General features: G+C 45.9%; 15 protein-coding genes. All 15 read left to right on the top strand.

The genetic code is table 11. From position 1 onward, the window contains the following. A complete protein-coding gene (locus CWE12_RS08520; RefSeq protein WP_241984175.1) occupies window positions 1-1,362 on the top strand; it encodes a serine hydrolase domain-containing protein in 1,362 nt (453 codons plus the stop codon). Between the two features lie 133 nt (window positions 1,363-1,495). Then, on the top strand, window positions 1,496-3,208 hold the full coding sequence (locus CWE12_RS08525) for a glycoside hydrolase family protein (RefSeq protein WP_126789269.1): 1,713 nt from the start codon (window positions 1,496-1,498) through the stop codon (window positions 3,206-3,208). Between the two features lie 107 nt (window positions 3,209-3,315). Then, a complete protein-coding gene (locus CWE12_RS08530) occupies window positions 3,316-4,683 on the top strand; it encodes a hypothetical protein (RefSeq protein ID WP_126789270.1) in 1,368 nt (455 codons plus the stop codon). A gap of 504 nt (window positions 4,684-5,187) precedes the next feature. Next, window positions 5,188-6,135 (top strand): Wzz/FepE/Etk N-terminal domain-containing protein, encoded by a 948-nt coding sequence (locus tag CWE12_RS08535; RefSeq protein ID WP_126789271.1) that lies wholly within the window; start codon window positions 5,188-5,190, stop codon window positions 6,133-6,135. 16 nt (window positions 6,136-6,151) lie between these two features. Then, a complete protein-coding gene (locus CWE12_RS08540) occupies window positions 6,152-7,321 on the top strand; it encodes a nucleotide sugar dehydrogenase (protein ID WP_126789272.1) in 1,170 nt (389 codons plus the stop codon). Between the two features lie 54 nt (window positions 7,322-7,375). Next, a complete protein-coding gene (locus CWE12_RS08545) occupies window positions 7,376-8,662 on the top strand; it encodes a lipopolysaccharide biosynthesis protein (RefSeq protein WP_126789273.1) in 1,287 nt (428 codons plus the stop codon). A 7-nt stretch (window positions 8,663-8,669) separates the two neighbouring features. Continuing rightward, window positions 8,670-9,668: a UDP-N-acetylglucosamine 4,6-dehydratase (inverting) gene (pseB, locus tag CWE12_RS08550; RefSeq protein ID WP_126789274.1), complete on the top strand. Its 999-nt coding sequence runs from the start codon at window positions 8,670-8,672 to the stop codon at window positions 9,666-9,668. Further along, window positions 9,668-10,828, top strand: coding sequence for a UDP-4-amino-4,6-dideoxy-N-acetyl-beta-L-altrosamine transaminase (pseC, locus tag CWE12_RS08555; protein ID WP_126789275.1), 1,161 nt, complete (start codon window positions 9,668-9,670; stop codon window positions 10,826-10,828). Before pseB ends, pseC begins: the two co-directional genes overlap by 1 nt. Then, a complete protein-coding gene (gene pseF / locus CWE12_RS08560; RefSeq protein ID WP_126789276.1) occupies window positions 10,825-11,535 on the top strand; it encodes a pseudaminic acid cytidylyltransferase in 711 nt (236 codons plus the stop codon). Before pseC ends, pseF begins: the two co-directional genes overlap by 4 nt. Continuing rightward, window positions 11,532-12,638 (top strand): UDP-2,4-diacetamido-2,4,6-trideoxy-beta-L-altropyranose hydrolase, encoded by a 1,107-nt coding sequence (gene pseG, locus CWE12_RS08565; RefSeq protein ID WP_126789277.1) that lies wholly within the window; start codon window positions 11,532-11,534, stop codon window positions 12,636-12,638. Before pseF ends, pseG begins: the two co-directional genes overlap by 4 nt. Before the next feature lie 8 nt (window positions 12,639-12,646). Beyond that, window positions 12,647-13,147 carry a UDP-4-amino-4,6-dideoxy-N-acetyl-beta-L-altrosamine N-acetyltransferase gene (gene pseH / locus CWE12_RS08570; protein ID WP_126789278.1) on the top strand — a complete coding sequence of 167 codons (501 nt, stop codon included), beginning with the start codon at window positions 12,647-12,649 and terminating at the stop codon, window positions 13,145-13,147. 18 nt (window positions 13,148-13,165) lie between these two features. Further along, the gene (gene pseI, locus CWE12_RS08575; protein ID WP_126789279.1) at window positions 13,166-14,233 is read left to right on the top strand and encodes a pseudaminic acid synthase; all 1,068 of its coding nucleotides are present in this window, start codon (window positions 13,166-13,168) and stop codon (window positions 14,231-14,233) included. Between the two features lie 45 nt (window positions 14,234-14,278). Beyond that, window positions 14,279-15,685, top strand: a complete 1,407-nt coding sequence (locus tag CWE12_RS08580) for a capsular polysaccharide export protein, LipB/KpsS family (RefSeq protein WP_126789280.1) — start codon at window positions 14,279-14,281, stop codon at window positions 15,683-15,685. After that, on the top strand, window positions 15,679-16,461 hold the full coding sequence (locus CWE12_RS08585; protein ID WP_157981950.1) for a sugar phosphate nucleotidyltransferase: 783 nt from the start codon (window positions 15,679-15,681) through the stop codon (window positions 16,459-16,461). The genes CWE12_RS08580 and CWE12_RS08585 overlap by 7 nt, the downstream gene beginning before the upstream one ends. Then, entirely contained in the window at window positions 16,442-17,569 is a 1,128-nt protein-coding gene (locus CWE12_RS08590; protein ID WP_126789282.1) for a CDP-glycerol glycerophosphotransferase family protein, read from the top strand. Before CWE12_RS08585 ends, CWE12_RS08590 begins: the two co-directional genes overlap by 20 nt. Window positions 17,570-17,662 lie beyond the last annotated feature (93 nt).

The following is a 17,662-nucleotide window of genomic DNA, read 5'->3' on the forward strand; positions in this document are numbered from 1 at the left end:
ATGAAGCGATTAGCTTGGGTGGTTGGAACGTTGCTGGCGAGTGGTGTTGCGGTGGTGGCATTGGCGGAGCAGATGACTGCGCAGCAGTCGGACCCACAAGAGCTTGGTTGGATGCAGGGGTTCCCGCCGCCGGTGGATAAACGCATTATGCAGCCGGAATCTGACTTTTTTAGTTTTCCTAAATTGCGCTGGACGGTGTGTCACATTCGTGAACTGATGCCGACCACACAAGTGTCACGCGGATTAGCTGCGCCCTCTTCTTTGGACTACGCAATGCCAGACGCAGCTGAAGAGCGGACCGGAACCGACGTGGAGACCATGGTTAACCCGATACTGCGCGATGAAATCAATAACCTGACCTTTACCCCACTCAATAGCGAAACTGAAATGAGCTGGCGCGAGTCGCTGGATGCAAATTACACCGATGGCCTCCTGGTCATGCATAAGGGGCAGGTGGTGTATGAGTACTATTCAGGGTGCCTGGATGAAAGCCGACAGCACGCTGCGATGTCGATGACGAAATCGCTAACCGGGCTACTGGCGGAGATTCTGGTCGCCGAAGGCACGTTGGATGACACTGCTCGGGTCGATACAGTAGTGCCTGAACTTGCCGGCAGTGCGTTTGGTGACGCCACAGTGCGGCAGGTAATGGATATGACAACGGCGCTGCAGTTGAGCGAAAACTACGCCGACCCGAATGCCGATATCTGGCAGTATTCGCGAGCAGCAAGTCCATTGCCGAAGCCTGCTGATTACAGTGGACCGAATGGCTATTTTGATTATCTGCAAACGGTAGAAAAAGACGGCGAACACGGCGAGACGTTCGGTTACAGGACCGTAAACTCAGACGCGTTGGGCTGGATTATCTCCCGTACAAGTGGCGACGCTGTCAGCACCCTATTATCAGAACGGATATGGCAGCATATCGGCGCAGAACAAGACGCCTACATGACGGTGGATGCGCTCGGCACCCCGTTTGCTGGCGGTGGTTTAAGTGCTGGGTTACGTGACCTGGCTAGAATCGGTCAGTTGATGCTGAATCAAGGCCAAGCCGGCGATCGCCAGGTGTTCCCGGCTGATGTGGTAGCGTCAATTGAGGGCGGCGGTAATCAAGAAGCCTTTGCCAAAGCTGGATACAGTACCTTGCCTGGCGCCAGTTACCGCAGCATGTGGTGGGTGTTGCACAATGAAAACGGAGCCTATGCCGCACGTGGCGTACACGGGCAAACTATCTACGTAGACCCCACCGCTGAAATGGTGATCGTGCGTTTCGCTTCCTTCCCCCAGGCTAGCAACAGCCTGATAGATCCCACGTCCTTACCTGCATATGCCGCATTGGCAGATTGGTTGCTTCAACGGTAATTCAATGATCAAGCGCGGGGCTTGAATGTTGAATTCAGGCGGCAGATTCAATGATCAAGCCCCGCGCTCGAATGTTGAATTTATGGTAGGTTAGCGGGAGGTTGAACACGGAAGATATATTAAGAGAGTTGAGATGAAGCTTGATACGGGGTTGAACGAGGCGCTGGTGGTTGGGTTGTCGAACTGGCTGGCGATTAAGGCATTGGCGGATGACAACTATGCGATGCCGCAGGTGTTAAAAGACGATCAAAAAAGCATGAATATGCGGGTGGTGTTTGTCACCTTAGCGGATGAACGCGGGCATTATGCCACCGCATCGGCAATGGCGATGAACCTGGCCCAGGCGGGACAGTCGGCGCTGGATAAAGCGCGGGTTACCTACCAAGGCACCGAAAAAGCCGATAAAGCCAACAATGCCGCCAGACGCAAAATCGAACGGGTCAAAGTCGATATCATGGCGGATGTCGTGCCAATTGACGAGGCGCGGGTAAAACAGGGGCTTCCAATTGTCAGTGATCGCTCACTGGTAGGTGTCATTCTGGAGAACTATGATCAGGCCTGGCTGGCAGAAGAGAGCATGCGCGAAGGTTTTGTTGGCCTCAAAGGTCATCTGAATCGGGCAAAAATACGGGCTCGGCTCGGCCAACGAATTAACAACCCTGACAGCAATAAAGTATGGATATTCAGCACACTAAGTCGCCTGGTTCTGAAAACCAGCGAAGGTCAGCTCGCCAATTTACCCTTGCTACGCAACCACGTGGTAAACCCCCAGCTAACTCCGGAGTTTGCCAGTGAAGTTGCCAAAGACGGGGCGGACTATCTGGCGCGCCATACCACCGACAGCGGCCAGATGAACTACCTGTTCGATGCCGCCAATGACCGGGTTTTGAAAGGCTACAATATCCTGCGTCACGCTGGCAGTTTGTGGTCGATGCTGCAGGTCTACAAAGATGCACCAACCGTTAAGTTGCATGGTGCCTGTAACCGCGCGCTGGACTATCTGCTCAGTACCGTGCAGGCGTTCTCGCCAGACTACCCAAGGCTGAAAGTTATCGCGTATGAAAACGAAGCAAAACTTGGCGGCAACGGGCTGGCGCTGGTGGCGATGGCAGCCGCGTACAAATATCTCGGACGACGCGATATCCTGCCGGTCATGCGTGAATTAGCCGACTGGATCGTCGCCATTCAGGCGCCGAATGGGGAGTTTACTCTGCATAAGGCGTATCTCGACACAGTCGAAAAAGCCCCGTTTATATCAGGCTATTACCCCGGCGAAGCGATTCTTGGGCTGATGGAGCTGTATAAAATTGACCGCAACCACAAGTGGTTAAACAGCGCCGACCGCGCCGCCAAATGGCTCATAGAGGTGCGCGATGGCGATAAGTCGATTGAAGAGCTGGAACGAGACCACTGGTTGTTATACGGCCTGAACGAACTCTATCAGGTTGTGCCGCATCAGCAATTTGTTGACCACTGCAAGCGATTACTGGAGGCGATCACCTACAGCCAGCACAAGAAAGCCAACGTGCCGGACTGGATAGGGGGCTTCCAGGACCCACTGAATATTACCGCTACCGCCTGCATGTGCGAAGGAATGCTGGCTGGCTACAGACTATTAAGCCGCGCTGGCGAAGACGCGGAAAGATTAGCGACACTAAGAACCGCGATTGAAGCAGGCCTGAAACTGCAGTTGCAGTTCCGCTTCGACAGCATCAACAGTACCTATCTGAAGAACCCGGAACGCGCCGAAGGTGGTTTTCAGTGCAGAACCGCGCACTGGAACATCCAGGTCGACTTCACCCAGCACTCGCTGACTGGGTTCTTGATGTATGGGCGGTATATCTAAGCTGTTCTTGGAAAGTTAAGGTTGCGCAGCAGTGTAGCTAAATGCTTTTAATTGAAAAAAATTCAATGTTCAAGCCCCGCGCTTGAACGTTGAATCAGGAGTGGAAGATGACGGTTACTCAACATTTGGGGATTGTGTTTGCGCGGCCAAAATTGCGCATTGCATTGCTGGTGGTTGTGCTGGTGCATGGCGTGCTAGGGCTGATGGGAACTGTTAGTGGTGCTATCGACCAGGTAACCGGCGGCGTTACACTGACATATTTGGCTGATTTCGTGCAGTTTTTGTTAATTCAGGCTGCTATCACTTTTTTGTACTTGAACTCTTCGAAAAGCGAGAAAACCCGTTATTCGCTGGATACCGGGTTCTACCTTAAATTTTACGCGGCAGAGCAGAACCGATGGTTGTGGCTGGATAAAACTTCGGCCAACGCAAAAGTTGGGCTGACAGCAAAGAATGTAGCCGAGGGACGGCAGGACAAAATGGTCCTTTCACAAAGCGTTTTGCAGTATCTGCCTTCAAAGCCTCTGAGTATCGCTGACGTAAAATTTGAGTTGGATGACGAGTGGTACGAATTGCCGTGGTTTGTCGCTGACCACGCTCTGGATCAAACGCTAAGGCGCTTCAACGCGCTTGAAAAACATGATTACAATGGGCTGACATTGTCGCTGAAAAACATACAACCATCGGCTGAGCAACTGACACTGCGGTTTCGCAAATCCAATTACTACAGCTACCTGGCGACCAATATGTTGCCGGAGGCAAGGTTGCCAGGGGGCTTAAGTTATCGCGATGTGCTTGAGCCAGGTCCTGCACTGCACAATCCTGATGTTGCAATAGCGGAGAACCACGTTGGACTGAGTTGTTTGATGCTTACTACGGATAATCATCTACTGATTCCGGTGCGAAAGAAAACTACCAATGTATTCAAAGGACAACTATCGCCCAGCGTGAGTGGTGCTGGTAATATTCCAACCTGTTTCGACGACACGAAAAATGTCTATACTCCACTGGCCTGGCTCGCCCAGGAAACTAGCGAAGAATTACCGTTCCTGCAGTTGTCGGTAGCGAATTTGACGGCGTTTCCCGAAGACATCAGATCATTGCGGCTGGAGCTTCAATCAGCATGTTTTCTGGGAATGTCCAGAGAGCTGCGTCGTTGTGGTAAGCCAGAGCTATTTTTCAGCTATCAGTTGCCCTGGGATGCCGCACATGTCAGAACCTTACAAAAAGGTCATGAGCGGACCACAAACGAACAATCTGAAAACGAGTCGCATGATATTCAGGCTATCGACCTGAATGAAAACGAGTCTTATCTATTGGTTCGGGCTGACACTGTGTACGCATCACTTAACAGCAAAACCGAAGGTCGGCCTCGTGAAACTTCGGTTCGACTCACTCTCGGCAATAGCAGTTATGTCGTCTCAGAGTCGTTGTTGGTAAATTTGATTTTGTTACGTCATCATGGGGTTGGATAACTGGAAAATTGCTTAGCAAGCAGGGCTCGCAAACGCCTTAAACAAACTAGCATCAAAGCACATTAACAATTGAAGCAACTACGCAGCTAAGGTAGACTTCTACCCCTTGGCAGGACGTAAAAACCAGTTAGTAGCGACACAGATCGGATTTGTGAAATCGTAACGCACTTGCACGAAGGAAGAAGGATAAAAAGCAGTATGCAAGTTTTCAGGCGTGCGCAGGCTGACAAAAAGCGTAAGAATCTAAAAGCAAATAATAAAGCACCAGCTATCAGCTAAATAGGTTTACCGAGCCTCGGCGTACTTGTACGCGGGGGCTTTTTACGTTGCTACGCCTAACAAATTTTAGCATTACGCAGGCATATTGGGAGCCTTAACCTAGGGGCGGTAGCGTGTCTGAAATCTATAGGATGCTTTGTGACAAGCGTTCTTGTCAGACATGACAACAGCACCGTGCCAAACTCAATATCAAATAAAAAAGCAACTTCTAACGGAAGCGAACCCATGACAGAGCAATATCAACATGCCCCGCAGCGTCATAGTGAGAATGATGAAATCGACTTACGCGAGTTATTCGCGATCCTTTGGAAAGGTAAATGGATAATCATCGCGATTACTTTTGCATTTGCCGTGGGGTCAGTTATCTATGCGCTGAGCTTACCTAATATTTACGCGGCGGAAGCTAAGCTGGCACCGACTGAAGAAGCTCAAGGTGGTTTGCGTGACATGGATGGACAGTTAGGGGGACTTGCAAGCTTAGCGGGGTTGAATATGGGGCAAAACCAGATAACCCCCGCGATTATAGCGATGGAAATCTTGCAGTCGCGTAAGTTTCTTAGTGAATTCATTGTCCGGCACAAAATTCAGCCTGAGTTACTTGCGGTGAAAGAATGGGACGCAAATAGTGGCGAGTTGATTATAGATCGCGATGCTTACAATCCTGAAACAGGTAATTGGTTACGTGAGGTTGACCCTCCAAAGCAACCCGAACCCTCTAGTTGGGAGTTGGTTGATGCGTTTAGAGAATTGTTAATTGTAGAACAAGGAACTGAATCGCCACTTACGATAATAAAAGTCGAACACCGTTCACCGACGGTAGCAAAACAGTGGGTTGATTGGTTGATTGAGGACATTAACAATGAAATGCGTGAGCGCGATATTGAAGAATCCCAACGAAGCATGGAATACATAGAGCGTGAAATGACTAACGCTACGTTACGCAGCACGCAACAGATATTTTCGGGTCTAATGGAACAGCAAACTCAGACTATTATGCTGGCAAATGTGCGGCCAGAATACATTTATCGAGTGGTTGATCCCGCAGTTGTACCTGAACAACGAGCTAAGCCTTCAAGAGCGATTATTGCAATTGTGGGTACATTCTTGGGTGGCTTCTTATCCTTGATTGTTGTTTTAATTCTGAATCTAATAACAAAAGATAAGTCTGCATAAGTTAAGGCGTAGTCAAATGAAAAAAATCGCAGTGGCCGGCACTGGCTATGTCGGGCTTTCTAACGCAGTGTTGTTGGCACAGAACAATCAAGTGACTGCTGTTGACATTGTCAAAGAGAAGGTAGCGTTGATAAATGACAAGAAATCGACAGTTTCGGACCCCGAAATTCAAGATTTTCTTGGCAGTAAAACACTGCACCTAAACGCAACGATGAATGGTGAAGAGGCTTATAAGGATGCTGAGTTTGTTGTCATTGCCACTCCAACTGACTACGATCCGGAAACAAACTATTTTAATACGAAAAGTGTAGAATCAGTGATTCATCAAGTGTTAAAAGTTAATGCTAATGCAGTCATGATTATCAAATCTACAATCCCCGTGGGCTTTACGAAGTCATTAAAAAAGAAGTTTAAAACGGACAATATTATTTTCTCGCCGGAATTTCTTCGTGAGGGTCAAGCCCTTTATGATAATTTGTATCCATCACGAATTATTGTCGGAGAACGAAGCGAACGAGCAGAATCATTTGCGAGGTTACTGAGGCAGGGCGCCATAAAAAAGGATATTTCAGTGTTATTTACCGACAGCACTGAAGCTGAAGCGATCAAGCTTTTCGCGAATACTTACTTAGCAATGCGCGTTGCCTATTTTAATGAGTTGGATACCTATGCAGAAGTCCACGGGTTAAATAGTCGCCAGATTATTGAAGGGGTGGGGTTGGACCCGCGTATTGGTAATCATTATAACAATCCTAGCTTTGGGTACGGGGGCTATTGTTTACCTAAAGATACCAAGCAGTTACTAGCGAACTTTGAAAAGGTACCGCAGAATATTATGCGAGCCATTGTTGATGCCAACCGTACTCGTAAAGATTTTATTGCTGATGCGATTATCGCTAAAGCGCCAAAAGTGGTCGGTATCTATCGTCTCGTAATGAAATCTGGCTCAGATAATTTCCGAGCTTCAGCAATTCAAGGTGTAATGAAGCGGATCAAAGCGAAAGGTATAGAGGTCATTGTTTATGAGCCAGAGCTTAAAGATAACCTTTTTTATAATTCGAAAGTGATCCGAGATATTAATGAATTCAAGTCTAAAAGTTGTGTGATAGTTTCAAATAGACTAGCAAGTGAATTGAATGATGTGGCGGCTAAGGTCTATACAAGAGATTTATTTAACAGTGATTAATTTAGTACAGATTTATAAATTAATATTTGATTTTACGCGGTCAGAAACGCCGTAATGTTACTAAAAAAAATAGCAAATCATGAATTGTTTCGTGGGTCAGCAATTTACCTACTGGCAAGCGCTATGAACGCTGCTATTCCTCTTCTGCTTCTGCCTGTCCTCACACGATATTTATCACCAGCTGAGTATGGCGAAGTTGCTATGTTTTTAGTTTGGGTATCGCTTATCGGCGCTCTATGTGGACTTAGTGTGCACGGAGCTGCAAATCGGAAGTATTTCGATATTGATGAAAACGCTGACGAGTTAGCTAAATACATATTTATGTGTTTTTCGATTCTCATGGTCAGCTCGTTGATTATGCTAGGGATTGTAGTAATTCTTGGGCCTTACCTGAGTAAAATGTTAAACATTTCATATGTATGGCTAATTATAGGTGTTCCGGTTGCGGCTTTAGGTTTTATCAATAAATTAAGACTTGGTCAATGGCAGGTTAGTAAACAGGCAGCTAGGTATGGTGTGCACCAAGTCAGTCAATCACTAGCGAATGTTAGTTTGACTTTGTTTTTTGTTGTGGTGCTTTATCTCGGAGCATCAGGAAGAATTCTAGCTATATCATCAACGTTCTTCGTTTTTGCAATTATATCTATTTTAACACTGTTTAAAGACCGTTTGATAAAGTTTGCTTGGCGGCCTGATATGGCAAAAGAAGCTTTAAATTTCGGTGTGCCACTGATACCCCATATCGTAGGAATGTTCTTATTGAACACTGTCGACAGGGTAGTGATAACTTCAGAGTTAGGGCTTGATCAAGCTGGTATATATATGGTGGCAATCCAACTAAGTATGGCTGCAGGTATTATACTTGATGCTGTCAATAAATCATTCGTTCCATGGCTTTATGAACGTTTGAAGCGGAATGAAATCAACGAAAAGTTAATGATAGTGAAAGCAACTTATGCTTATTATTGTCTTCTCGGATTTGGTGCGTTCCTAGGGTTTATTGTGGCGGGTGACGTCCTTCTTTTAATTGTTGGTCGCGATTATTCTGACGCTGCTAATTTGATTGGTTGGGTTATATTAGCGAAAGCGTTTCACGGTGGCTACTTGATGGTAACGAATTACCTTTTTTACTCTAAAAATACTGGAGTATTATCGACGATTACAATTTTTTGCGGGCTGTTAAATGTCGCTTTGCTGTTCGTTTTGATCGGTTATGCAGGTCTTATCGGCGCTGCTTGGGCTTACTGTATTAGCAAGTTCGTCCAATGGATCGTGACATGGTTGGTTGCTAGCCGGATGGTTAGCATGCCTTGGTTTAAAATTTTTGCTATACAAAAGTAGATATAATATGTTTGAAAATTCAACAATTCTAGTTACCGGTGGCACTGGTTCTTTCGGCCATACGTTCATTCCTATGGTATTGGAAAAATATAACCCTAAGAAAGTCATCATTTATTCACGCGATGAAATGAAACAATGGGAAATGGCTAAGCTTTTTGCAGGTGATTCCCGCGTCCGGTTTTTCATCGGTGACGTACGTGATCGTGAGCGTCTGTACCGCGCCCTCGATAACGTTGATTATGTCGTGCATGCGGCTGCGACTAAGATCGTTCCTACGGCAGAGTACAACCCGTTTGAATGTATTAAAACGAACGTCGACGGTGCGATGAATCTTATTGATGCCTGTATCGATAAGGGTGTTAAAAAAGTTGTCGCGTTGTCCACTGACAAAGCAAGCAGCCCTATCAATTTGTACGGTGCAACCAAGCTAACCTCAGACAAACTCTTTGTAGCTGGAAACCATTACGCTGGCGCCCATCGGACGCGCTTTTCAGTCGTACGTTATGGCAATGTAATGGGGTCACGTGGCTCAGTGATTCCATTTTTCATGTCAATTAAGGAAAAGGGCACCTTACCCATTACTGATGATCGTATGACTCGATTCATGATCTCTCTTGAAGAAGGGGTTGAACTGGTTTGGCATGCGTTTGAAGACATGGAAGGCGGCGAAATTTATGTGAAGAAAATACCGTCGATGAAGGTCACGGATTTGGCTCGCGTTGTTGCCCCTGAAGCGAAGCAGGAGATTGTCGGCATACGACCCGGCGAGAAGCTGCACGAGCAGATGATCGGTGCTGAAGATTCTTATTTTACTTACGAATATCCAGAGCATTACAAAATTCTGCCTCAAATTAACAACTGGGACAAAGATGCAAACCGCATTAAAGACGGTACACTCGTTCCTGAAGGGTTTGTTTACTCGAGCGATAATAATAACGAGTGGATGAGCGACGCAGAATTAGAAGCCTGGATTGAAGCAAATCACGAGAAAATTGGAGCAATTTAATGGTTCCTTATGGTCGGCAAAGTATTAGTCAGCAGGATATTGATGCGGTTATCGATGTACTGAAATCTGATTTCCTGACGCAAGGCCCTCAGGTTCCTGCGTTTGAACGTTCGATTGCAGATCATTGTGGTGCAAAGCATGCCTTTGCGGTGAATAGTGCTACGTCAGCGCTGCATATTGCTTGTCTAGCTTTGGATCTGGGCGCTGGTGATATTCTATGGACCTCGCCGATCACCTTTGTAGCGTCAGCAAATTGTGCTCTCTATTGTGGCGCAGATGTCGATTTTGTCGATATTGATAAGCGAACTTACAATATGAGTGTTCAGGCACTCGAAGAAAAGCTTGTCGATGCAGAAAAGACCGGCAGACTCCCTAAAGTAATCGTTGTAGTGCATCTATGCGGACAGCCGTGTGAGATGGAAGCGATTCATGCGCTGAGTCAGCAATATGGCTTCAAAATCATAGAAGATGCATCACATGCCATTGGTGGGAAATACCAGGGTGAGCCTATAGGGAATTGTCATTTTAGTGACATTACCGTGTTTAGTTTTCACCCGGTGAAAATCATCACCACAGCAGAAGGTGGTATGGCGCTTACCAATTCGGATGAGCTTGCTGAGCGATTGGCGTTGCTACGTAGCCACGGGATTACTCGCGACCCGGAGTTAATGACTCAAGCACCCGATGGTCCCTGGTACTATCAGCAGATTGATTTAGGTTATAACTACCGGATGACCGAGCTGCAGGCAGCGCTAGGCGTGAGCCAGATGACACGCCTGGATGAGTTTGTTTCACGTCGGCATGAGCTGGCGAATGTGTATAATGAGGCACTAGCAAGTTTGCCTTTAACACGACCCTGGCAGCATCCGGATGCCTACTCGGGCCTTCATCTGTATGTTATTCGACTTGATTTAGCGAAGCTCAACAAGAGCCATTTGCAGGTGTTTGAAGAACTACGTGAACGGGGTGTGGGTGTCAATCTACATTATATTCCAGTTCACCTGCAGCCTTACTATCAGGCTTTTGGATTCAAACAAGGGGACTTCCCCGTTGCTGAGCAATATTACCGTGACGCGATTAGCATCCCGATGTTTCATGGTATGTCGGATAATGACCAGCAGTTCGTTATTGACACATTGAAAGAAGTGCTGGCAGCGTGAACGTTGCGATCATCCCAGCTCGTGGAGGTAGCAAACGAATACCGGGCAAAAACATTAAAGTATTCGCGGGCAAACCCATGATTGCCTGGTCCATTGAGGCAGCGAAAGAAAGCGGCTGTTTTGATAAAATCATAGTATCCACTGACGATGACGCTATTGCAGAAATAGCGGAAGAATACGGTGCCGAGGTTCCATTCACTCGCCCTGCATCGTTAAGTGACGATTACACCGGGACCATTCCTGTCATTGCCCATGCTATCCGTACTTTGAACGAGCACAATGCAAACTCTAATGTAGGTCCGGTCACACATGCCTGCTGTATTTATGCGACGGCCCCTTTCGTGCAACCCGCGGATATCAAGGCAGGATTAGAACAGGTTAACAAGGCGGGCGTTGAGTATGCTTTTAGTGTCACCAGCTACCCGTTCCCTATTCAGCGTGCGCTCAGATTAACAGATGAGCAGCGGGTCACCATGTTTCAACCAGAGCACTTTAGCACGCGCTCTCAGGACCTGACCGAAGCCTATCATGATGCCGGTCAGTTTTATTGGGGCAGGGCTGCTGCCTGGTTAGAACAGAAACTGCTTTTTACACCCGCAAGCGCGCCGGTGATATTGCCGCGACACCGGGTACAGGATATCGATACTCCGGAAGACTGGGAGCGCGCAGAGTGGCTGTTTAAAGCCATGCAGGCCATGAACGAATGAAGGTTGTGTTTCGCGCCGATGCCTCTCACCAAATCGGCAGCGGCCACGTGATGCGCTGTCTCACCCTGGCGGACGCGCTCACACAGGCGGGCGGCGACTGTCAGTTTATATGCCGGAATCATAAAGGGCACCTGGCTGAGTTTATTCGGGCCAAGGGGTATCCATGCCATTTGTTGCATGAAGACAGCGAGCATGCTGAGATGGGAGTACCTTCAACACAGCACAGTACAACGCAGCATGCCGACTGGCTTAAGGTCACCTGGCAACTGGATGCCGTACAAACCGGCTGCGTGCTGGATACGGTAAAGCCCGACTGGCTTGTTGTTGACCACTATGCGCTTGACCATGGTTGGGAGCAGGCGCTGACGCCATACTACCGAAAGCTCATGGTAATCGATGATTTAGCCGACCGTCCTCATCACCATGCCGATGTTTTGTTAGATCAAACACTGGGCAGAAAAGAAGACGAGTATCGCAGCCTGGTAAGTCCTGACACCAGGCTACTGGTAGGTGCTGACTACGCATTGCTTCGCCCTGAGTTTGCAAAATGGCGGGCGTACAGTTTAAAGCGCCGTGAAGTACCTGAGCTAAAGACTATCTTAATAAACCTCGGTGGTGTTGATAATGACAACGTCACCGGCGACTTGCTGGATGCACTGACAGCGTGCAAACTACCGGCTGATTGCAGCATTGTAGTCGTTATGGGCGCGTCCGCGCCCCATCTTCAGGCGGTGCGAGACAAAGCGGCGCTTATGGATTTGGATACTCGGGTTTTATCGGGGGTCAGTAATATGGCGGAGCTGATGGCACATGCAGACTTCGCCATTGGCGCGGCTGGATCGACGTCTTGGGAGCGGTGTTGTTTGGGCTTACCCGCGGTCATGGTCGTTTTGGCGCAGAACCAGCAGCTGATAGCAAACCAGTTAAGTCAGATTGGCGCATGCGAGGTCATGTCAGCCGATACGCTTAACGACGAGCTACCACACGTACTGCATGATTTGTCTGAGACTACATTGAAGAGCATGTCTGAACACGCTCGAGCGGTGTGCACGGGTGACGGGGCGACCCATGTTGCGCGGACGCTGGTGTCCCTGGGAGCATAACGAATTTTATGGCCGATGTTGAAACACTACGACAGGTAGACGTAACCGATTTACCGATACTACGCCGTTGGCGGAATCACCCTGATATCCGCCGGTATATGTATACCCAGCATGAAATTACCGCCCACGAGCATCAGGCATGGTTTGAGCGCATGCAGACTAACCCTCAGGTTCACCTGCTCATGTATGTTGAAGACGGCACCCCACGTGGCTATGCCCAGTTAACAGTAAAAGCGCACCGTGCAGACTGGGGGTTTTACGTGTCACCCGATGCCAAAAAGGGGACCGGCCGGAAGCTTGGCCATACAGTGCTCGACTATGCATTTCATGAACTGCAGCTGGAAAAGGTCTGCGGTGAGGCGTTGAGCTTTAACGAGGGCTCCATTGCTTTTCACAAAGCCCTTGGCTTTACGCATGAAGGTACCCTGAGAGCGCATGCATGTATTCGCAGTGATTTTGTTGATGTGTTCTGCTTTGGTTTGTTAAAAGCAGACTGGTTAACTGAATAAAAAAATTATGAGGCACAAATGAGTACATCAAAAAGCACACCTGAAATAGCGATAGCGGGTCGGCGCATTTCGGTCCACGAATCACCTTACATCATCGCGGAATTGTCAGCGAATCATAATGGCTCAATCGACACCGCAAAGCGAATTATTGAAGAAGCTAAAAAGGCGGGAGCGGATGCGGTAAAAATGCAAACCTACCGGCCGGATACCATTACCCTTGATAGTGATGGCGACGACTTCAAGATCAAAGGTGGTCTTTGGGATGGGCGCACTCTTTATGAGCTGTATGAAGAGGCACATACTCCCTGGGAGTGGCATAAGCCATTGTTTGAATATGCCAGAAGCTTAGATATACCCATCTTTAGCTCACCGTTCGATAGCACCGCGGTGGATTTGCTGGAAGATTTAAACGCACCGGCCTACAAAATTGCCAGCTTTGAAGCGGTTGATCTGCCGTTGATTGAATACGTCGCGAGCACTGGCAAACCCATGATTATTTCAACGGGCATGGCCAACGACGACGAGATTTCTGAGGCGATAGATGCCGCGAAAGGGGCAGGTTGTACGCAGCTCGCTATTTTGCATTGCGTGAGCGGTTATCCAGCGCCGGCGGAAGATTACAATCTGCGTACGATTACCGATATGGCGCAGCGGTTCGGTTTGGTGACCGGGCTGTCTGACCATACTATCGATAATACGACTGCGATTACCAGTGTCGCCCTTGGCGCGGCCATCATAGAAAAACATTTTACGCTTAACCGAGCCGGTGGCGGCCCGGATGATAGCTTCTCCCTAGAGCCAGCGGAGTTAAAAGCGCTTTGCCACGACAGCAAGACCGCCTGGAGTGCGCTGGGTAAGGTTGATTATGGACGTAAATCAAGCGAGCAGGGCAATGCACAGTTCCGGCGGTCATTGTACTTTGTGAAAGATATGAAAGCCGGGGATGTGATTACTGAGGATTGTGTGCGCAGTGTAAGGCCTGGTTATGGTTTAGCCCCCAAAGAAATAAAGTCAATATTAAACAAGAGGCTTGCTAGAGATATTAATAAGTACGAACCAGTTTCAACAGAAAGCATAGAATTATAACCATAACCATCTATAGTATTTGAGCAAGTTTAATGAGGTCTGAATTTGAAAACAATTACGTATTTTACAAAAGAAAATGATGATTTACTCTTGGAGTTATCAAATGTTGGTTATGAAATTGTATTCAATTATGGAATCTCAAGTAATTTCGCTAAGCGTAGTATCGAGCAGAGACACATACTGAGTGAGGCTTCTGGAGAGAGTGTTGAGATAGGACGCACAGCCGTACAACAAAGAGGAAGCGTTAAGAGTAAAGCTCGTATATTTGAGTTTTTAAAACACTTTAGTCGGCATTCCGAAAGCCATTGGAAAAGAGAGGGGTACAGCTCTTCGAGGCCAAGAGTTGAGCTATTTGATTGGTACAAGGATACTTACTGGATTTTGTATGACTATTATAGAAGTATAGTTATACGAGAAAATGTAGAGCGCATTTTCTTCAACCGAGTACCTCATATGGGATTTGATACCGTATTGAATGACGTTGCAGAAGATTTAAGTGTTCCAAAACTTATATTTCACCAAAGTCTATTCCCAGATAGATTTTTCTATGGACGGACTGTAGAAGAGCTATTTAGTACTGAGAACAAAGCAAGGGTCTCTGATCCAATAGAGATTAAAGAACTTAACTTGTTTTATATGAAGAAAAGACCGCAGAAAAAGAATTTTGATAAGATAAAAGAGCTAGCTAGCGCTAAAAAAAATCATATTTTTAAAGGTATAAAACCCCATCGATTAAGTAGTTTCGTTTACGCGTTAGCCTTACCTAAATCGGATTTTATTGGTCAAGCTGTATTTCTTGATTTAAAGAAGTGGAGATATGATAAGTTAACTAAAAACGGTATGGCTACCAAGAAGGCGATACCTAAACATTTTGTTTACTTTCCACTTCATCTTGAACCAGAGGCAACTACCTCGGCTTTGGGCGGTGACTGGGACGACCAAGTGAGTGCGATAGAGTCCTTGTCCCATTCTTTACCGTTGGACGTGTCGATTGTAATTAAGGAAAATCCAAAACAAACGTGGCTTTATAGGAATGAGAATTTCTATTTGCGACTGAAGCGTTTACCTAACGTGCTATGGAGTGATTCAGCTGCGGACTCTAAGAAACTTATCAGAGAATCAATTTTTGTCGCAACCATAACAGGTACTGCAGGATATGAAGCTCTATTAGAGAAGAAGCCAGTTTTGTTTTTTGGAAATGCTTGGTACGGTAATATTCCTGGCGCTAAAAAATATGAGAGCGGCATTGATTTATTAAAGTATATGGACTTTGAGGTCGATATCGACTTGGTCAAGAAGGAAGTCAATAATATTATTAGTCGTTGTGGAACGGGTTTGGTGTATGCTCCTTATAAACCAATTAGCCAGATGAAAAATGAAGAGGCTAACAAAATAACGGCAAAAAGTATTTTAGAGATTGATGAATTGATTTTAGGGGGCGAAAATTGTTAATTGTCGGTATTCTAAGCGCGGGTTTAGGAACAAGGTTAAATCCGTACACGTTGAGCAAACCAAAACCACTAGTTTCACTTCCAACTGGAAGTTGTATATTAAGTGAAAATATTAAGTTTTTCTGTGGCGGGTTTCGCGACCCCTTGATTAAAGTGATTTCTGGATACAAATCTGAATTATTCTCTTCCAATGAAGAGGTTATTAAGAATGAAAACGTTCAGTTAATATTAAATCCATTTTTCAAAGTTGCAGGTCCGCTCGGTTCAATATGGTCTTTATTAACCAATATAGACCTATCTAAAAGCAGCGAATTACTAATTTGCAATGGTGATACGATTCTATTTGAATCGATTCGAGAGTATGTAAAAACAGAAGTTGAATCAACTAAAAGTAAATTTGGATACTATCTTTTCGTTAGCGAAAGCTGTGACGAAGACGATGATGGCATGCGTGTCGCTTTAGTTGATGGAGAGAGAATTCTCGCGGTCTCCAAAGACCTAGACGACTCAATTACCAATGCATACTCAACTGGCGTCCTTTTAATCAAAGGAAATGCACAAATAAGAGAGTTCTACGGAAAGTTCAAAGGATTACTTGAAGGCAATCCGAGAGCTATTTCAGATTGGAACTGGCATTCATTAATTAATGTTTTAATATCTGATGGTATTTTAATTGGAGGTAAAACGGTACCTGATGGATCATGGTTGGAAATCGATTCTCCAAATGAGTATATAAATCTGTACAATAAGATGAAAGATGATAAAAAAGATCGTTAAATATATATGGCTGGCTTTACTATTCATTGGTTTGACGCCATTTCGTGACAAACAGTCAATTGCCTTGATCCTACATCAGGATGAGAACTGGACAGGGAATTTTAAGTCGTTACATGAGGCCCTCAAAAAGTTTGGTTATAGTGTTTACGTTATTGATTTATCTTTGAAAAGTAGTACAAGAGATCACCTTACTGAGAACCGAGTTGAATTCAAAAGCAGCTTGTTGTGTAGAGAGTATCTTTTATCGGGTTTCGTTTTCACCTCGCACGGTCCAGACCTTCTGTCATTGTTTTTTTGTAACGCCTTCAAAAAGCTAGGAAATTTAGGCGCTCTTCGCAGATATAGAATTCTTTTATGGCACGGCGTAGGAACAAAAAGACAGGCTAACGGATCTTGGCACAAGTTCTCATCCTATCTATTTGAATACGTGCTTGCACACGACGAGTTCGATAAAACTCGCATGGAAGAAATTCTTGGACTTAATTCTGAACGAATTATAATAACCGGATATCCCAGATACGAGGCTATTCTGTGCCCGGAAAGCGCACTCAGTCGGGAAGAATTACTGCAGAAAAGTAAAGTTGAGGCGGTTAAAAATGAGAAGGAGCTAATACTATACGCTCCAACATGGGATGTGTTCACCGATGCTCCCAACGTCTTGCTGGAGAAAGTAGAGGCTATAATTAAATCTTTAGCTGGAAGCGATAGATGTCAGTTAGGACTGCGGCTACACCCTAAAAGCTATCGCTTATTGGAGTTAACCTCTCTTCCGGATAGTGTGTATATTTTTAATAATATTGATTTTCCCTCTACCGAGGTTTTGCTGAGGGATGTTGACTATCTAATAACTGACTTCTCTAGTATTTGGTACGATTTCAATGCGTTAAATCGGCCTATTGTTCTAGATACTCAATCAATCGATTTTTTTATAGAGAAAGAGCGAGTTCGGAGTGATTTTTATGATTTATTTTGTGTGGTGACAAGGCAAAAAATAATATCTATTGACTGCATTCAGGAAGTTTTTTCAGATTTGCATAAGAAAAATCGAGGACTTTCTCCAACTACTCCTAATAGCAATATAATTCGATTTGTTAACAGTTTATCTTAGCGGTATTTATAACGAGTAACTCTGTAATGGTGTATATTCAATCTTGCATTTAAGGCATTATTGGAGTTTTCATTAACGATAAATCATGTAAAA

The organism is Aliidiomarina sedimenti, assembly GCF_003986955.1.
GTDB lineage: Bacteria > Pseudomonadota > Gammaproteobacteria > Enterobacterales > Alteromonadaceae > Aliidiomarina > Aliidiomarina sedimenti.